Origin of the sequence: Microbispora sp. H10670, assembly GCF_014161385.1 — a bacterium.
Lineage (GTDB): Bacteria > Actinomycetota > Actinomycetes > Streptosporangiales > Streptosporangiaceae > Microbispora > Microbispora triticiradicis.
On record NZ_JABBWW010000012.1, the window covers coordinates 126012 to 139755 of the forward strand.

Sequence of the window (13744 nt, forward strand, 5' to 3'; positions counted from 1 at the left end):
CGACCGGCCTGGCGACGCTTTGCTAGTGTGCGACGGGTGATCCGACTGCGCCGGGTGGGGCCCGACACGTTCAGGGCGGTGCTGGACACCGTGCTGGAGATCTACACGGACGCCATGCGGCCGCCGTCGGACCAGCTCGCGGGCCGCATGGCGATCATGCGCAACCACGCCGGTTATCCCGACTTCGCCTGCGTCCTCGCCGAGGACCCGCAGGGCCCTGGCATCGTCGGCTTCGCGTACGGCTTCCACGGCGGCCCCGGCCAGTGGTGGCACGACGTCGTCCGCGGCGGCCTGCAGGACCGGGCGGGGCCGGTGGTGGCCGACGAGTGGTTCGGCGACGCCCTGGAGATCGCCGAGATCCACGTACGCCCCGAGTACCAGGGCAAGGGCGTCGGGCGGCGCATGATCCACGCGCTGTGCGAGGGCCGCCCGGAGCGCACCGCCGTGCTGTCCACGCACGACGCGCCCACGGTGGCCCGCCATCTCTACCGCGACGTGGGCTTCGCCGACCTGATGACCCGGTTCGTCTTCCCGGGCGGCTACGAGGAGTACGTCATCGCGGGGGTGCGGCTGCCGTTGCCCGGCCCCGCGCCGCTCCCGAAGGACTGATACGCGGGCAGGCGGGTCAGCCGGCGACGGCGGGCACGCCGTGCAGCGCCTGGAACACCTCGCGGGTCGCGCTCGACCGGTTGAAGGTGATGAAGTGGATGCCGGGGGCGCCCTCGTCCAGGAGCGTCCGGCACATCTCGGCGGCGTGCTCGATGCCCAGGCGGCGGACCGCCACCGGATCGTCGGCGACGGCAGCGAACCGCTCGGCCACCTCCGGCGGGAACGGCGCGCCGGACAGCTGCTCGGACCGGGCGATCGTGCTCATCTGCGTCACGGGCATGACGCCCGGGATGATCGGCGTGTCGCACCCCTGGGCCGCCACGCGGTCGCGCAGCCGCAGGTAGTCCTCCGCGCGGAAGAACATCTGGGTGATCGCGTAGTCGGCGCCGGCCCGGCACTTCTGCACGAAGTATCTCGTGTCCGACTCGACCGAGGCCGACCTCGGGTGCTTGTACGGGAAGGCCGCCACGCCCACGCAGAAGTCGCCCGCCTGGCGGATCAGCCGCACCAGGTCCTCGGCGTACAGGACGCCCTCGGGATGCCTGACCCATTCGTCCAGCGGATCGCCGCCGCGCGGGTCACCGCGTACGGCGAGGATGTTGCGCACCCCGGCGTCGGCGAAGCGGCCGACGAGGTGGCGCAGCTCACGGATCGAGTGGTCGACGGCGGTGAAGTGGGCGACGGGCGTGAGCGTCGTCTCGTGGGCCAGCCGCTCGACGATGTCCACGGTGCGGTCGCGGGTCGAGCCGCCGGCGCCGTAGGTGACGGAGACGAACGTCGGCCGCAGCGCCTCCAGTTCGCGGATCGCGCGCCACAGCTGGCGCTCCCCCTCGTCGGTCTTCGGCGGGAAGAACTCGAACGAGAACGAGCGCTCGCCCGCGGCCAGCAGTTCGCGGACCGTCGGGACGCGATCGGGAAGCCGCGAGGGCAGACCGAGAGCCATACGGGAAAGATTACAGCGCGGGACGGTCCCCGGCCTCGCGGTCTTGCCATGTGGACTCGCAGCATGTACTGGCCACCCAGACGTTTTGCCCTAACAGCGCGAGCTGACCAATTTAGAGGGGATCTGCGCTGTGATGTCGGGATCTGGCCCGGTTACTCTCTGAGCATGACCACTTCCGCCGCCTCGCTCGACCACATCCGTACGGAGGTGGACCGCGTTCTCCGGGAGTTCCTCGACCGGCAGCGCCCACACTTCGAGGACCCGCAACTCGCCGTCCTGCTGTCCGCCGCGGAGGACTTCCTCGCCGGTGGCAAGCGGCTGCGTCCCGCCTTCTGCCACTGGGGGTGGCGCGCCGCCGGGGGCGGCGACGAGCCGGGACTGCACTTCGCCGCCGCGTCACTGGAGCTGCTCCAGGCCAGCGCGCTGATCCACGACGACGTCATGGACGCGAGCGACGTACGCCGCGGCATGCCCTCGGCGCACCGGCGCTTCGAACGCCTGCACGCGGACGCGGGCTGGCACGGGTCGGCGCGGCAGTTCGGCGAGGGCTCGGCCGTGCTGCTGGGCAACCTGCTGCTGGTGTGGTCCGGCGAGATGTGGCGCGGCAGCGGCCTGGACCCCCGGGCGATCGCCGCCGCCCAGCCCCTGCACGACTACATGCTCACCGAGCTGATGTGCGGGCAGTACCTCGACCTGCTGGAGCAGGCGCAGGGCGAGAGCACCTTCGACAGCGCCCTGCGGGTTGCCCTTTACAAGAGCGGTAAATATTCCGTCGAGCAGCCGCTGCGGCTCGGGCTGGTCCTCGCCGCCCAGGCCCGGCACTCCTGGATCGACCGCCTGTGCGTGCAGTACGGCCAGCGGGTGGGCATCGCCTTCCAGCTCCGCGACGACATCCTCGGCGTGTTCGGCGACCCGGCCGAGACCGGCAAGCCCGCCGGGGACGACCTGCGCGAGGGCAAGCGGACCGTGCTCATCGCGCGCGCGCTCGCCGGGGCCACCCCCGCCCAGCAGGACGTCGTACGGACCCTGCTGGGCGACCCCGGGCTCGACGCCGACGGGGTCGCGCGGCTGCGCACGGTGATCGAGGAGACCGGCGCGCTGACGGACTGCGAAGACATGATCAAGCGTTATCTCGACGAGGCGCTGCACGCCCTCGACCAGGCGCCGATCGAGGAGGACGCCCGCGCCGCGCTGGCCGCCCTGGCCGTCGCCGCCACCTCCCGCCGCACCTGACGACGCCCCTGCCCGGGATCGCCGGCACCCGAGTCGCCGTGCCGGGCGATTCCGCGTGCCCGGGCCCGGCGACCTCCGGGCCCGGCCCGCCGTCGCCGTTCAGGCGGCGGGCCGGCTCACAGCGGGACGGCCGACAGGCGCGCCTTGAGAGCCGAGGCGGCGGCGGCGGGGTCCTCTGCCTCGGTGACGGCCCTGACGACCACCGCACGGCGCACGCCGTGCGCCATCACCTCGTCGAGGTTCTCCAGGCCGATGCCACCGATGCCGAACCACGGCCGGTCGGAGCCCAGGCCCGCCGCGTGCTCCAGCAACGCGGGGCCGGGCGCCGGGCGGCCCGGCTTGGTCGGCGTGGGCCACACCGGCCCGCAGCAGAAGTAGTCCACGCCCGGTTCCGTCGCGGCGGCCGACGCCTCGGCCGCCGAGTGGGTCGACCTGCCGACGAGCACGCCGGGACCCAGGATCTCCCGGGCCACGGAGACCGGGAGGTCGTCCTGGCCGAGGTGCAGGATGTCCGGCCGGGCGGCGTACGCGACGTCCGCCCGGTCGTTCACCGCCAGCAGCGCGCCGTGCCGGTCGCAGGCCGCGCGGAACACCTCCAGCAGGTCCAGCTCCTCGCGGGCCTCCAGGCCCTTCTCCCGCAACTGGACGATGTCCACGCCGCCGGCCAGGACCGCGTCGAGGAAGTCCTCCAGGTCGCCGCGGTCCCTCCTGCCGTCGGTGCAGAGGTAGAGCCTGGCCTGCGCGAGCCGTCGCCGGGTGTCGTTCACCCGACCAACAATGCCATGCGGCGGACGGTCAGAAGCCCAGCGCCTGGGCCCTGCGCTTGACCTCGGTGTGCCGGCCCTTGACGATCGCGTCGATCGGCGCACCCGGTAGCGAGTCGTCCGGGGTGAACAGCCAGCGGATCGACTCCACCTCGTCGTACCCGGCGTCGGCCAGGACGGTCAGCGTGCCGGGCAGGCCCTTGAGCACCTCGCCGTGGGCGACGAACACCGACGGGATCTGCGGCTGGCCGCCTCCGCTCCGCCGGGCGCCGACGAGCTTCTTGTCCTTCAGGAGTTGCTTGGTGCGGCCGATGCTGAGCCCCAGCTTCTCGGCCGCCTGCGAGAGGGGGAGCCACTCCCCTACGAGCTGGTCGGTCTCCCGGTCGATCTGCGCAACAGTAAGCGTCACGGAACCACCATTACCACATGCGAGCCGTCGGGAAACACCTCGATTACGTCATAATGCAGTCGCGGAGCGGCACGGCCGGATCGGCCACCCGCCGGGGGTCGAGCCTCCGGCCGCCCTCCACCAGGCGGCGGCCCTGCACCACGTCGCGCGGCAGGTCCACGGTGAACACCGCGGCGAGCCGGTCCTCGGGGGTCAGCCAGCACACCGCCCATTTCCCGTCCGCGCGCGGGTCGCCGCGCAGCAGCATCCGGTCGTCCGCGGTCGGGTGGCCGGCGAACTGCAGCATGTGGTCGAACTGCTCCGACCAGAAGTACGGCACGGGGTCGTAGACCGCCTCCTCGCCCAGCAGCGTGGCGGCGGCCGTGTCGGGGGCCTGGAGCGCGGTGTCCCAGTGCTCGACCCGCAGCCGGGTGCCGAACCTGCGCGACCACCAGTTGGCGCAGTCGCCCACCGCGACCACGTTCGGCAGCGACGTGCGCAGGTGCTCGTCGACGACCACGCCGTCGTCGAGCCGTACGGCCGAGCCCTTGAGCCATTCGACGGAGGGGCGCACCCCGACGCCGGTGACCACCACGTCGGCGGGCACCCGCGCGCCGGACATGAGCGTGAGCCCGTCGGCGTCCACCGTGCCGACCATCGCGCCGAGGCGCAGCTCGACGCCTGCCCGGGCGTACCAGCCGATCGTGTGGCAGCCGACCGCGGAGCCGACCGCGGCGGCGAGCGGGCTCTCCCCCGCCTCCACCACCGTCACCGCGCACCCCGCCCGGGCCGCCGCGGTCGCGACCTCGGCGCCGATCCAGCCGGCGCCGATGACGGCCACGCGGGCGCCGGGCACCAGCAGCTCGCGCAGCGCGAGCGCGTCGTCGATCGTGCGCAGCACGTGCTGGTGGCCCTCTCCCCGCAGCCGGATCGGGGCCGCGCCGGTGGCGATGACCAGGCCGTCGTACTCCAGCTCGCCCTCGGTCGTCTCCAGCACGCCGTTCCGCAGGCCCTTGGCGGCCGTGCCGAGGCACAGCCGCACGTCCATGGCGTCGAGGTCGGAGTCGACCACGGTGGAGTCGGCGTCGCCGAGCAGCACCGCCTTCGACAGCGGCGGGCGGTCATAGGGGCGATGGTGTTCCTCGCCGATGAGCGTGATGCGCCCGGTGAACCCCCGGGACCTCAGCGCCTCGATGCTTCGCACGCCGGCCAGGCCGGCACCCACCACCACGACGTGATCCACGCCTTGACCATAGATTGTCAACGGGGGGACTGGCCAACCGGCTCCCCATAACGAGTTGGGCAAGGAGCGCGCACATCTCCGGCAGCCCCGGTTGTGAGCCACGTCACGCTCGCCCGGGCGAGCGCCGAACCGGGCGATCCGCCGGTATCGGCCACGTACTACGCTGTTGGGCGTAAGACGCGCGGGAGCCCGGCGGACCGGGCTGAGAGGAGAGCGTACGGCTCTCGACCGCCCACCACCTGATCCGGGTAATGCCGGCGAAGGGAGCGCGGTGTCCTCCACACGGCCCTCCGGAATCGAGCCCGGCCACGACGTCGTGATCGTGGGAGGCGGCGTGGCGGGCCTCGCCGTCGCGTGGCGCACGGCGCGGCGCGGACTGTCGGTGGCCGTGGTGGACCCCGCGCCGGGAGGCGGCGCCACCCACGCCGCCGCCGGGATGCTCGCGCCGGTCAGCGAGGTGACCTACACGGAGGAGCCGCTGCTGCGGCTCGGGCTGGCGTCGCTGGCCGCCTGGCCGGCGTTCCGGGCGGAGCTGGAGGACGAGTCCGGCGCCGAGCTCGACTACCGCACCGAGGGCACGCTGGAGGTCGCCCGCGGCGCGGACGACATGGCCTTCCTCGACGACCTCGCGGCCTTCGAGCGCACGCTCGGCCTGCGGGTGGAACGCCTGACCGGGCGCGAGTGCCGTTCCTTCGAGCCGATGCTGTCCCCCTCGGTGCGCGGCGGGCTGCTGGCCCGCGACGACGCCTGGGTCAACCCCCGCAGGGTCGTGCGCGCGCTGCTGACCGCGTTCGAGAAGGCGGGCGGCACGCTGGTGGCCGAGCGCGCCGCCGGGATCGTCCTTCCCGGCCGGGGCTTCCCGTCGGTGCGGCTGGCGTCCGGCGGGACCGTCCCGGCCGGCCGGGTCGTGGTGGCCGCCGGCTCTTGGTCGGCCTCCCTGCTCCCCGGCCTGCCCGTGCGGCCGGTCAAGGGGCAGATCCTCCGGCTCCGGGGTCCCAAGGGGTTCCTCACCCGGTGCGTACGGGGGCTGGTGCACGGTTCTCCCGCCTACCTCGTCCCCCGGGGCGACGGGGAGATCACTCTGGGCGCCACCTCCGAGGAGCTGGGATACGACGCGCGGGTCACCGCCGGCGGGGTGTACGAGCTGCTGCGCGACGCCCGCGAACTGGTGCCCGGCCTCACCGAGCTCGAACTGGCCGAGACGGCCGTCGGGTTCCGCCCGGGGACCCCGGACAACCTTCCGCTCATCGGCCCCGCCGGCCACCCCGGCGTCCTCGCGGCGACCGGGCACGGCCGGAACGGCGTGCTGCTGGCCCCGATCACCGCCGAGGCCGTCGCCGCCCTCCTCACCGGCGGCGCGGTGCCGGAGGCCGCCCTTTCCTGCGACCCAGGGAGATTCCGCGAATGAAGGTCACGATCAACGGAGACCCGGCCGAGCTGCCGGAGGGGGCGACGGTGGGCGACGCCGTACGGATCCTCACGGCGCTCACGTCCGGCGTCGCGGTGGCGGTCAACGGCGAGGTGGTGAGCCGCAGTGCCTGGGACTCCACCCAGGTGGAGGACGGCGACGGCGTCGAGGTGCTCACCGCGGTGCAGGGAGGATGACAGGAATGACGGAACAGGACGCGTCCGGCGACGTCTTCGTGCTCGGCGGGGAGAAGTTCGCCTCGCGCCTGATCATGGGGACCGGCGGCGCGCCGTCGCTGGAGGTGCTCGACCAGGCGCTGGAGGCGTCCGGCACCGAGCTGACGACCGTCGCGATGCGCAGGCTGGACCCGGCCGCCCGCGGCTCGGTGCTCGACCTGCTGCGGGCGAGGAACATCAAGGTGCTGCCGAACACGGCCGGCTGCTTCACGGCCGGCGAGGCCGTACTGACCGCCCGGCTGGCCCGCGAGGCGCTGGAGACGAACTGGGTCAAGCTGGAGGTCATCGCCGACGAGCGGACCCTGCTGCCCGATCCGATCGAGACCTTCGACGCGGCGGAACGGCTGGTCGCCGACGGCTTCGTCGTGCTGCCGTACATCGGCGACGACCCCGCGCTGGCACGGCGGCTGGAGGACGCCGGGTGCGCGGCGGTGATGCCGCTCGGCGCCCCGATCGGCTCGGGCCTCGGCATCCGCAACCCGCACAGCATCGAGCTGATCGCCGAGGCCGCCACGGTGCCGGTGATCCTCGACGCGGGGATCGGCACGGCCAGCGACGCGGCGCTCGCGATGGAGCTGGGCTGCGACGCCGTGCTGCTCGCCAGCGCCGTGACGCGGGCGCACCGGCCCGGCCTCATGGCCGCCGCCATGCGGCAGGCGGTCACGGCCGGACGGCTCGCCCGCCTGGCCGGGCGCATCCCCCGCCGCCGCTACGCCGAGGCGTCCTCCCCCTCTCGCCCCGCCTGACCGCACCGGCCCGGCGTCCTTCCGGTTCGGACGCCGGGTAAGGCGGGTTTTAAGATGGAGAACGGCTTTCCGGGTGGCGCGGAAAGGGCCGCGTCAGGTCTCGGTTTGGGATTCGGGAACACGCCCGGCGGCAAATCACCCGTAAACTCGGGCGGGTGGACACGACGCTAACCGATCCGCTCGTGGGGCAGCTGCTCGACGGGCGCTACCGCGTCGAGTCCCGGATCGCCCGGGGCGGCATGGCCTCCGTCTACCTGGCTCTGGACGTCCGGCTCGACCGCACGGTCGCCGTCAAGGTGATGCACCGTTCACTGGCCGAGGACCCGCAGTTCGTCCAGCGGTTCATCGGCGAGGCAAAGTCGGTGGCGAGCCTCTCGCACCCGAACATCGTGCAGGTCTTCGACCAGGGCACCGACGGGGCGAACGTCTACCTGTCGATGGAGTACGTCCCCGGCAGGACGCTGCGCGACATCCTGCGCCGGCGTGGCCGCCTCCCGGCGCGCGAGGCCCTGGAGATGGTCATCCCGGTGCTCGCCGCCCTCGGCGCGGCCCACCAGGCGGGGCTGATCCACCGGGACGTCAAGCCCGAGAACGTGCTGCTCGCCGACGACGGCCGGGTGAAGGTCGTGGACTTCGGCCTGGCCCGGGCGATCGAGGCCACCAACCAGACCAAGACCGGCATGATGATCGGCACGATCGGCTACATGTCGCCGGAGCAGGTCACGACCGGCCTCGCCGACGCGCGCAGCGACGTGTACGCCGCCGGGATCATGCTGTTCGAACTGCTCACCGGGCGCCAGCCGTACGCCGGTGAGACGCCGATGTCGATCGCCTACCGGCATGTGCACGAGACCGTGCCCGCGCCGTCCTCGGTCGTGCCCGGCATCCCGCCGCAGATCGACGCGCTCGTCACCGCGGCCACCGACAAGGATCCCGCCCGGCGCCCGGCCGACGCGACCGCCATGCTGGTCGCCGCGGTCGAGATCCACCGCACGCTGCCGAAGACCGGGCACACCGGCGGGCACGCCCGCCCCGGCGTCGCGGGCGACTCCGCGACGGGCTCTGCGACGGGCGCGCACAGCATGGCCGGCACGGGGGCGCACCGCGCGCCCGCCGCCCCGGCCGGCGCGACCCCCGCGTCCGGCACGGCCGGGCACGCGCAGCTCGGCCACACGATGATCCAGCCGCGCACGGACCTGCTGACCGGCCCCATGACCGGCCCGCCGGAGGCGGGAGGGCGCCGCGGCACCCGCAGGGCCAGACCGGTCTGGTTCCTCTCCGCGCTTGCCCTCGTCATGCTCGCGGGCGTCGCCTTCACGGGCTGGTGGTTCTCCGAGGGGCGCTACACGAAGGTGCCCGACCTGGTGAACAAGCCCCTCACGGTCGCGCGGCAGGAGGCGCAGAACCACGGTTTCGAGGTCCAGGTCCTCAAGCCGGTGTTCGACGACAAGATCCCCAAGGACGTCGTCCTGAACACCGAGCCCGGGCCGGGCGCCGAGGTGGTCAAGGGAGCGGTGCTCAAGCTGGTCCCGTCGGCCGGGCCGGAGACCATCCCGGTGCCGAAGGTCGAGGGCCTCAGCCTCGCGGACGCCCGGGCCAAGATCGCCGAGGCCGGGCTGACGCCCGGGCGGGTCAGCCGGAGCGCGAGCGAGACCGTCCCGCGCGACCAGGTCATCCGTACCAACCCGCTGGTGGGCAAGCGCGTCAGGAAGGGCGGCGCGGTCAACTTCGTGGTCAGCGCCGGGCTGCTCATGCCGGACGTCACGCAGATGATGCGCGACCAGGCGGAGAAGTTCCTGCGGGACAAGGGCTTCAACGTCCAGATCGACGAGACGGCCGACGACGCCCCGCCGGGCACCGTGATCGCGCAGGACCCCTCCGGCGGCGCGGAGGTGGTGGCCGGGGCGACCGTCCACCTGACCGTGTCACGCGGCCCCGACCAGGGCTTCCACTGGCCGTGGGAGACCGACCCCTCGCAGGCCGCGCCCGACTTCGTGAACGTGCCCGACGTGCGCTTCAAGGCGGTGCGGGACGCGGTGTCCGAGCTGAAGGCGGCCGGGTTCAAGGTCAGGGTCCGCGAACTCGTCGGCACCCAGCGCGTCGTCGGCGAGAACCCCCTCGGCCAGCAACCCCAGGGCAGCACCATCACGATCTGGCACTGACCGTTCGGAGAATCTCAGTGATTCTCGTTCCTGATTCATCGGCATCCGCCAGGCCGGAGCCTGGTCTTACGTCGCCTCCACAGGCGTTTTGCGTCTCCGGGGAACTGCCCGGCGACGTGTACCTACGCGGCTTGCTGCTCGCGGTCCATCGCCTCGAGCAGGTTCCGGGCGGCGTTGACGTCCCGGTCGTGCTCGAGACCGCAGCCGCATGCCCATGTGCGGTCGGCAAGAGCCAGGCCCGTGTTGATCGCGCCGCACCCGCCGCACAGTCTCGAGGACGGGAACCAGCGATCGGCCGCCCACACACTGGAGCCGTACCATGCGGACTTGTAGGCGAGCTGGCGGAAGAACTCGCCGAACCCGAGGTCGGAGATCGCCCTGACACGCCAGCGCCTTATTCGCCTTGCGCAGCTTGCGCAGGGCGTCTTTGAGCGGCTTGGGCGCGTGGATCTCGGTGACGGTGCCGTCGTCGTCCACGATCGTGGCGAACGTCTTCACCCCGACGTCGATCCCGCAGGCGGCCGCGTCGCTCGCCACCAGGCGGTGTTCATTGATGTCGGACCGGTCGATCTCGAGCTGGAAGGACACCCACCAGCGGCCGGCCGTCTCCTTCACGGTCGCGCCGATGACGCGCGCGCGGCCGTCCGCGATGCGGCCGGTCAGCCACGCCATGTCCTCGAGCGTGCGGACCTTGCCGACCCCAGGCAGTGCCACCACTCGAGCACTGACCGGGCGGGCGCGGTCGGCGTCGTAGCGGAACCTCGAGCCGTGCCTACGCTTCCGCCAGGTGGGGAAGCCAACTTTTTCCCCTTGCGTTTCCCGGCCCGGGAGTCGAAGAAGTTCCTGAATCCGGCCGCGCGGACCCGGCATGCCTCCTTCGGCACTCTGGAGGACAGGCCATCGGCGGTGAACCAGCCGAACCTTTCGGGGTGCGCCTGACGCCATGCCCGCTCCAGCGCCGGGGCCGACCACGGCACCGCGGTCAGGTCCTTGTCGGCGATGCCGTAGGTCTTCTCCGCTTCCCGCTGGGCGAGCGCGGCCTTGACCCGCTCGAGGCAGAAGTTCTCGACCACCCGCGACAGCCCGGCGTGTTGTCCGAGACGTTGCCGCTGCGTGTGTCGGCGCGAGTTCCACGCGGTGGCCCTGGCGGTCGGTCACGCCGCGTCTCCCGCAGCTCGTAAGGCGGCGCGGGCCCTGCGGGCGGCCGAACGGCGGCCGTATACGCGGGCGCAGAACGAGGCGAGCACCTCGGTCATGTCCCGCACGAGGTCATCGTCGCGTTCGGCGTCGTCGATGACGACGATGCTCCGGGGTCGTCCTGGTAGACCCGCACCGCCGTCACCTCACTCGCGCGCGACCTCCGCTGACCGATCAGATCGGCGACCCCGGCGGGATCGGGCACGCATCTGTACAGCGGGAGACCGTAACTCTCGAAGAGACCGTGCCCGCTCAGAGGGACGTTCTGGAAGTCCAGGAAAACCGCGACACGTTCCGCCACGAGGTCGTCTCCCACATGAAAAAGCCCCGCCAGTCCCGGAGGACGGCGGGGAGTAATGGTCCCAGCGTAGCAGAACGAACCGTACTCGTTCCGCTACCCTCCGAAATCGCCTTGCCACCCTACTTCGCGCCATGCTCGGTACGCAGCGACTCCACCGGTTCAGGTGCTCAGGCGATGAGGGTGCCGGGGAGGCGGAGGCGGGCGAGGCCGCCGTCGGGGAAGATGTCGAGGCGGACGTGGGTGACGCGACGGTCGTCGTCGAGGCGGAAGCGGTGGCGGGTGTCCGGCTGGAGCCGGGTCTTCGGCAGCAGCGGGAACCAGGCGTCGTCGTCCGGTGAGGGTGCCTGGCCGTCGTCCGGCTGGGGCACCCGGCCGGCGTCGATGCCCGTCAGGGAGGCCCAGCCGGGGGCGTTGAACTTCAGGTTTGCGGTGTCGATCTCGGCGACGGCGATCCGGCCGGGCCCGGCCAGGGCGACCACGAGCCAGTCGTTGCCGCCGTCGCGCCGCCGGGCGGTCTCCCAGCCCTCGGCCTGGTTGCGGGCGAGGCCGGGCGCGAGGACGTTGTTCGGCGAGGAGTAGAACTCGTCGGAGCACGCCGTGACGAACCCGCCGTTCTCCAGCGCGGCGAGGTCGACGGTCAGCCCGTGCAGGAACGCGGGGTCGGGCACGACCCGGCCGTGCACCCGCAGCCGCGCGACCCCGCCGTCGGGGAAGATGTTCAGCCGGACGTGCGTGAACCGCCGGGGATCGGTGACCGCGAACTCGTGGGTCGCGTCGCCGCCGAGCGGGCTCTTCGGCACGATCTCCACCCAGCCGTCCAGCTCCTCCGGCGCCGGGTGGCCCCCGGCCGCGCACGCCTCCACCGAGGCGTACGGCGGGTAGTTGCCGCGGAACCACGCGGTGTCGACGACGACGCCCCGGACGACCCCCGGCATGCCGAGGCGGACGATCGCCCAGTCGTGGCCCGCCTCGCGCCGCCGGCGCGTCTCCCAGCCGTCGTAGACCTGGCCCTTGGCGCCGAAGGTGTGCGGCCGGAACTCGGCCGGTCCGGGCCTGATGAGGGCCTCCCGCTCGGCGAACGACTCGTCGTTGGCCGCCACGACCGACCCGCCGTACGTGCGGAGGGCGAGGTCGGGCAGGCGGGTGAAGGCGTTCACCGCGCTCCTCTGGTCAGCAGGCGTCCGGCCGGGGTGGCGAGGTCGGCGGGCCTGCCACGCAGCCAGGTGGTGCGGACGACGCCGGACAGCCGCCGCCCGTCATAGGGCGAGACGGGGTTGCGGTGGTGCAGCGCCGCCACGTCGACCGTGAACTCGGCGTCGGGGTCGAAGGCCACCAGGTCGGCGTCGTTGCCCGGCCTGATCGCCCCCTTGTACGGCAGGCCCGCGAGGCGGGCGGGGCCCTCGGCCATCCAGCGGACGACGTCGGTCAAGCCGTACCCTCTGGCGCGGGCGGCGGTCCACACGGCGGGCAGGCCGACCTGGAGCGAGGAGATCCCGCCCCAGGCCTTGGCGAAGTCGGGCACCTTGAGGTCGGGCGTCGACGGGGAGTGGTCGGAGACGATCCCCATGAGCACCCCCTCGGCGAGCGCCTCCCACAACGCGTCGCGGTTGGCCGCCTCCCGGATCGGCGGGCAGCACTTGTACGCCGGGCCGGTGACCTGCTCGGCCGTCAGGGTCAGGTAGTGCGGGCAGGTCTCGGCGCTGACGCGCACCCCGGCCGCCCGCGCCTCGCGCAGCGGCCGGAGGCAGGCGGCGGCCGACACGTGCACGATGTGCGCCCGGGCTCCCGTCTCGGCGGCCAGCGCGATCACCCGCTCCACCGCCCGCCGCTCGGCCTCCTGCGGGCGCGACCTGAGGAAGTCGTCATACGCCGGGCCGCCCGGCTCGGACAGCAGCGCCGGGTCCTCGGCGTGCGCGATCAGCAGGCCGCCGAAGCCCGCCACCTCCGCGAGCGCGGCCCGCAGCCCGTCGTGGTCGAGCTCGGGGAACTCCTCGACCCCGGACGGGGACAGGAAGCACTTGACGCCCATGACGCCGGCCTCGTGCAGGGGGCGCAGGTCGGGGAGGTTCCCCGGGACCGCGCCGCCCCAGAAGCCGACGTCCACGTGGCACCGCCCCTCGGCGGCCTTCCGCTTGACCTCCAGCGAGGCGACGTCCAGGGTCGGTGGCAGCGAGTTCAGCGGCATGTCCACGATGGTGGTGACGCCCCCGGCCGCCGCGGCCGCGGTGGCGGTCGCGAAGCCCTCCCAGTGGGTGCGGCCGGGCTCGTTGACGTGCACGTGGGAGTCGACCAGCCCGGGCAGCAGCGGCAGGTCGCCGAGGTCGACCAGCTCGGCGGCGCCGGGCGGGTCGTCGTAGGGGGACAGTGCCTCGATCAGGCCCCCGCGCACGGCGACGGCGAGCGCCCGCTCCCCCTCCGGGGTCACGACCCGCCGCGACCGCACCACCAGGTCGCACTGCCGGCCGCCGGGTGAGGCTTCCTCTTCCCCCGAGTGATCGTGCAAAGAACTCACCG

General features: G+C 73.0%; 14 protein-coding genes, 1 pseudogene and 1 riboswitch. Of the genes and pseudogenes, 7 read left to right on the plus strand and 8 right to left on the minus strand.

Features of this window, described 5'->3' with window-relative positions; genetic code table 11:
* Nucleotides 1-36 precede the first annotated feature (36 nt).
* Nucleotides 37-609 (plus strand): GNAT family N-acetyltransferase, encoded by a 573-nt coding sequence (locus tag HHX33_RS18825; RefSeq protein ID WP_182875748.1) that lies wholly within the window; start codon nt 37-39, stop codon nt 607-609.
* 16 nt (nt 610-625) lie between these two features.
* On the opposite strand, the gene metF is transcribed toward HHX33_RS18825, so the two are convergent.
* Nucleotides 626-1552 (minus strand): methylenetetrahydrofolate reductase [NAD(P)H], encoded by a 927-nt coding sequence (metF, locus tag HHX33_RS18830; protein ID WP_182875749.1) that lies wholly within the window; start codon nt 1550-1552, stop codon nt 626-628.
* 165 nt (nt 1553-1717) lie between these two features.
* Between metF and HHX33_RS18835 the strand changes: the two genes are divergently transcribed.
* Nucleotides 1718-2785, plus strand: a complete 1068-nt coding sequence (locus HHX33_RS18835) for a polyprenyl synthetase family protein (protein WP_182875750.1) — start codon at nt 1718-1720, stop codon at nt 2783-2785.
* A 116-nt stretch (nt 2786-2901) separates the two neighbouring features.
* Here the strand turns inward: HHX33_RS18835 and thiE are convergent, their stop codons facing one another.
* The 3 genes from thiE to HHX33_RS18850 are packed head-to-tail and all read right to left on the minus strand — an operon-like array spanning nt 2902 to nt 5180.
* The gene (gene thiE, locus HHX33_RS18840; protein ID WP_310741436.1) at nt 2902-3552 is read right to left on the minus strand and encodes a thiamine phosphate synthase; all 651 of its coding nucleotides are present in this window, start codon (nt 3550-3552) and stop codon (nt 2902-2904) included.
* Nucleotides 3553-3580: 28 nt separating this feature from the next.
* A complete protein-coding gene (locus HHX33_RS18845; RefSeq protein WP_111700302.1) occupies nt 3581-3958 on the minus strand; it encodes an Rv2175c family DNA-binding protein in 378 nt (125 codons plus the stop codon).
* Nucleotides 3959-4001: 43 nt separating this feature from the next.
* The gene (locus tag HHX33_RS18850) at nt 4002-5180 is read right to left on the minus strand and encodes an NAD(P)/FAD-dependent oxidoreductase (protein ID WP_182875751.1); all 1179 of its coding nucleotides are present in this window, start codon (nt 5178-5180) and stop codon (nt 4002-4004) included.
* Between the two features lie 171 nt (nt 5181-5351).
* Nucleotides 5352-5463: riboswitch (TPP riboswitch) on the plus strand.
* Between HHX33_RS18850 and thiO the strand changes: the two genes are divergently transcribed.
* From thiO to pknB, 4 genes are all read left to right on the plus strand, one after another.
* Nucleotides 5452-6588 (plus strand): glycine oxidase ThiO, encoded by a 1137-nt coding sequence (thiO, locus tag HHX33_RS18855; protein WP_310741437.1) that lies wholly within the window; start codon nt 5452-5454, stop codon nt 6586-6588. (Overlaps the previous riboswitch by 12 nt.)
* The gene (gene thiS, locus HHX33_RS18860) at nt 6585-6785 is read left to right on the plus strand and encodes a sulfur carrier protein ThiS (protein WP_111700300.1); all 201 of its coding nucleotides are present in this window, start codon (nt 6585-6587) and stop codon (nt 6783-6785) included. The genes thiO and thiS overlap by 4 nt, the downstream gene beginning before the upstream one ends.
* Nucleotides 6782-7570, plus strand: a complete 789-nt coding sequence (locus tag HHX33_RS18865) for a thiazole synthase (RefSeq protein WP_138462828.1) — start codon at nt 6782-6784, stop codon at nt 7568-7570. The genes thiS and HHX33_RS18865 overlap by 4 nt, the downstream gene beginning before the upstream one ends.
* 155 nt (nt 7571-7725) lie before the next feature.
* Nucleotides 7726-9732 carry a Stk1 family PASTA domain-containing Ser/Thr kinase gene (gene pknB / locus HHX33_RS18870; RefSeq protein ID WP_182875752.1) on the plus strand — a complete coding sequence of 669 codons (2007 nt, stop codon included), beginning with the start codon at nt 7726-7728 and terminating at the stop codon, nt 9730-9732.
* 122 nt (nt 9733-9854) lie between these two features.
* Here pknB and HHX33_RS36205 read toward each other — a convergent pair whose 3' ends face one another.
* A complete protein-coding gene (locus HHX33_RS36205) occupies nt 9855-10037 on the minus strand; it encodes a zinc ribbon domain-containing protein (protein WP_310741438.1) in 183 nt (60 codons plus the stop codon).
* A 139-nt stretch (nt 10038-10176) separates the two neighbouring features.
* Here HHX33_RS36205 and HHX33_RS36210 point away from each other — a divergent pair, with 139 nt between their 5' ends.
* Nucleotides 10177-10671, plus strand: coding sequence for a hypothetical protein (locus HHX33_RS36210; protein ID WP_259402622.1), 495 nt, complete (start codon nt 10177-10179; stop codon nt 10669-10671).
* Nucleotides 10672-10886: 215 nt separating this feature from the next.
* On the opposite strand, the pseudogene HHX33_RS36215 reads toward HHX33_RS36210, so the two are convergent.
* From HHX33_RS36215 to allB, 3 genes and pseudogenes are all read right to left on the minus strand, one after another.
* Nucleotides 10887-11042 (minus strand): annotated as a pseudogene (locus HHX33_RS36215) (IS607 family transposase); the annotation flags it as partial.
* 355 nt (nt 11043-11397) lie between these two features.
* Nucleotides 11398-12387 (minus strand): allantoicase, encoded by a 990-nt coding sequence (alc, locus tag HHX33_RS18880; protein WP_182875753.1) that lies wholly within the window; start codon nt 12385-12387, stop codon nt 11398-11400.
* The gene (allB, locus tag HHX33_RS18885) at nt 12384-13742 is read right to left on the minus strand and encodes an allantoinase AllB (RefSeq protein WP_310737893.1); all 1359 of its coding nucleotides are present in this window, start codon (nt 13740-13742) and stop codon (nt 12384-12386) included. Before allB ends, alc begins: the two co-directional genes overlap by 4 nt.
* Nucleotides 13743-13744: the final 2 nt, after the last annotated feature.